Raw genomic sequence first — 3,089 nt, 5'->3', positions numbered from 1 at the left:
CGCCTGGACGACGGCGGACGTCGTGAACGCCCACCCGACCCACGTCACGTCGTGCCGCCACGCCACGACCACCGCGGGGACCAGCGCGCCCCGCAGCCCGAACAGCACCCACCCCTGCGCGAACGCCGCGAGGCAGGCCACCAGGTAGCGCCGGTCCCGCAGCAGGACCGGCAGCCGGACCACGTCGCGGCCGGCCCCCGCGCCGGCGGCCCCACCGGTGCGCAGCACCGCCAGGCTCAGCGCCGCGGCGGCCAGCAGCAGCACGGCGTACGCGAGGAACGGCGCGGACAGGCTCAGGAGGGCGAGGAGCCCGCCCAGTCCCGGTCCGCAGATCCCGCCGAGCAGGAAGCCCGCTTCGAACACGGCGCCGGCGCGGCCCCGCCGGTCGGCCGGCGCGATCGCCAGGAGGGTCGACAGCGCGGACACCGAGAACAGCACCGAGCCGACGCCGCCGAGCCCGCGGAACACGAGCAACTGCCCGTAGGACCCGGCGAACGCCGTCAGGGCCGAGGAGACCGCGCAGATCAGCAGCCCGGCGACCAGGACCCGCCGCTCCCCGAAGCGGACCGCGAGCCGGCCGCAGAACGGACCGGCGGCCAGCCGCGCCAACGCGAACAGGGAGACGAGAGCCCCGATCCGGGCGGGCCCGGCCCCGAACGTCGCCGCGTACACCGGGAGCACCGGGAGCACCAGTCCCAGGCCCAGCATGACGCAGCCACCGACGACGCTCAGGACGTAGACCTCGCGGGGGAGGCGCGGCTGGGCGGCGGCAACGGGTGGGGCGCTGCCGGGGCCGGCCGCCGTCACGGTCCGGTCACAGGACGATGCTGAGCTTCCCGTGCTCGTACAACGTCTCGTGGTCGAGCACCACGACCCGCCTCCGGATCCGGAACGACTCGCCCTCGGCGACCAGTTCGAACCGGTACTTCCCGACGTAGGCGTCGGAGCGCCCGTGCCCGAAGCGGTGCACGACCACGTTCGCCGCCACGTCGAGGTGCGTGCCCCGGTCGTCCAGGACCTCCACGTTGTTGATCATCCGGTTGGTGCGCGACCGGGGGTTCTCGCACCACACCTCGCCGTTGAGGAGCTGCTCGATCCGCTGGCGCAGCCGGGCGGCGTCGTCGTCGATGAGCCCGAGCGCGCCGGCCGCCTCGCCGCGGACGTCGGTGGCCGGCACCGAGTAGCGGACGTCGTCGGTCAGCATCTCGTCGTACCACTCGCGCAGGCGCCACTCGTCGAGCAGCCGCGCCTCGCGGAACAGGAACCGGCTCACCCGGTGCCACAACCGCACCCGGGCCGCTTCGTCGACCATCAGCTCGGTGGTCATCGCGCCTCCACCTCCCGCGCCTCGACCCGGTGGGCGACGTCGAGGTGACCGTCGTCGCCGTGCATCAGCCGGTCCCACTGCCGCCAGAACTCCCGGGCGGGGAGCTCGTCGGTCGTCTCCGGGACCTCCTTGTCCATCCCGCGCGACAGGTCCGAGTAGCGGACCGTGCGGTTGAGGTAGCCCCGCTGGCACGACTCGACGATCTCGATGTCGTCGGGGGTGGCGAAGCCGGCGGGGCCGAGGAAGGTCAGGTAGTGGCTCTTGCGGAGTTCCCGGATGTCCGGGTCCTCGTCCTTGGGCGCCAGGGCGACCGAGGTGATGGCCATCCGGTCGGCGCCGACCGGGTCGATCTTGCGGATCGTGATCGCGATCGCGTCGATGATCATCAGGTTGGGGAAGATCAGCAACGCGCGGTTGGTGCCGGTGATCCGCTCGGCGCGCTCGGGGCCGAACCGGTCGACGAACCGCGCGGCCGTCGCCTCGATCCGCGGCCGGACCTCGTCGCCGAACATCGGCGTCCAGTAGGCGAGCGGGCGGGCCGCCGCCGGCGGCAGCTCGTTGGCCCCGTGACCCAGCCCGAGGGCGCGGCCGAAACCGCCCCGCCGCCGCGGCGGCACCGACCCCAGCGACTCCATGTAGCCGACGTAGCGCTTGTGCAGGGCCCGGAAGTGGTAGATGTCGACGCTGTTCTCCATCATGAGCTTCCAGTTGGCGCGGGCGCCGTGGAGCTGCGCGCCCTGGATCACCTCCATCCCGACCTCGGACTGGTCGTCGATCAGGTCGAGGTACTCCGTCGCGCCCGCCAGGTACTCGGTCAGGGTGCGCGGCTGCGCCGGGTCGAAGGTGACGAACACGAAACCGCGGTAGGCGTCGCTGCGGTGCCGCGCCAGGCCGAAGTCGGCCTTCCGGAAGCCGGGGCCGTACCCGTCCGGGAGCGGGACCCCGACCAGGTCGCCCCGGTTGGAGAACGTCCAGTCGTGGTACGGGCACCGGAACGACCTGGCCTGACCGGACGGCTGCGAGCAGATCAGGGCGCCGCGGTGGGTGCAGCTGTTCGCGAACACCCGGATCACCCCGTCGGACCCGCGCGCCATGACCACCGGGCGCCCGCCGACGTCGCGCGCCACGTAGGAGCCCGGCTCGGGCACCTCCGACTCGTGCCCGACGTACAACCAGCAGCGGTCGAAGATCCTGGCCACCTCCTGCGCGGCCACGTCGTCGTCGGTGTAGGCGCGGCGATCCACCCGGAACGACAGGCGTTCGAGGTCGTCGATCACGATCGGGTCGCCCACCGGACGCTGCAGTTCGATCGTCACTGCTGCCCCTTTCGCTGAAGCGTCTCGACCGCGCTGATGACCAGCTCGGCCGTGCGCGCGGCGGAATCGCCGCACTCCGGCTGCGCGGCCCGCAGCCTGGCCCGGTAGTCCCGGGCGGGATCGAGCAGGTCGGTGACCGCGTCGGCGACCGCCTGCCCGGTGACGGCGGCCGGCTCCAACGCCGTCCCGAAGCCCGCGCGGCGCACGAAGTGCGCCTGGATGGGCTGGTCCACGGCCAGCGGGATCACCAGCATCGGGGTCGCCGCCCGGATCGACTCCGCCACGGAGTTGTAGCCGCCGTGGGTGATGAACACGTCGGCGCGCTCCAGCACCTCGCGCTGCGGCAGGTACGGGGCGGTGAGCACGTCGTCGGGCAGCGCCAGCTCCCCGGCGAGGTCGCCCACCGCGGCGATCACCTGCGCGCCGGTCGCCGCCGCAACGGTGAT

4 protein-coding genes are annotated in these 3,089 nt (G+C 73.2%); all 4 read right to left on the bottom strand.

Going from position 1 to position 3,089, the window contains the following annotated elements; translation table 11 throughout:
* A partial coding sequence (locus tag ACFV4N_RS41940) for an MFS transporter (RefSeq protein WP_499678262.1) occupies positions 1-807 on the bottom strand: 807 nt, incomplete at its 3' end.
* 7 nt (positions 808-814) lie between these two features.
* Complete coding sequence (locus ACFV4N_RS41935; protein WP_499678261.1) at positions 815-1,327, bottom strand: aromatic-ring-hydroxylating dioxygenase subunit beta; 513 nt, start codon at positions 1,325-1,327, stop codon at positions 815-817.
* Positions 1,324-2,643, bottom strand: coding sequence for an aromatic ring-hydroxylating oxygenase subunit alpha (locus ACFV4N_RS41930; RefSeq protein ID WP_499678260.1), 1,320 nt, complete (start codon positions 2,641-2,643; stop codon positions 1,324-1,326). Before ACFV4N_RS41930 ends, ACFV4N_RS41935 begins: the two co-directional genes overlap by 4 nt.
* Positions 2,640-3,089: glycosyltransferase (locus ACFV4N_RS41925; RefSeq protein ID WP_499678259.1), on the bottom strand; the 450-nt coding region annotated here is incomplete at its 5' end. The genes ACFV4N_RS41925 and ACFV4N_RS41930, both read right to left, overlap by 4 nt.

The organism is Actinosynnema sp. NPDC059797, assembly GCF_042732085.1.
In the GTDB taxonomy this organism is placed as follows: Bacteria; Actinomycetota; Actinomycetes; order Mycobacteriales; family Pseudonocardiaceae; genus Actinosynnema.
Note: the sequence above shows the minus strand (reverse complement) of the source record. Positions and strands in the feature narration are given on the sequence as shown.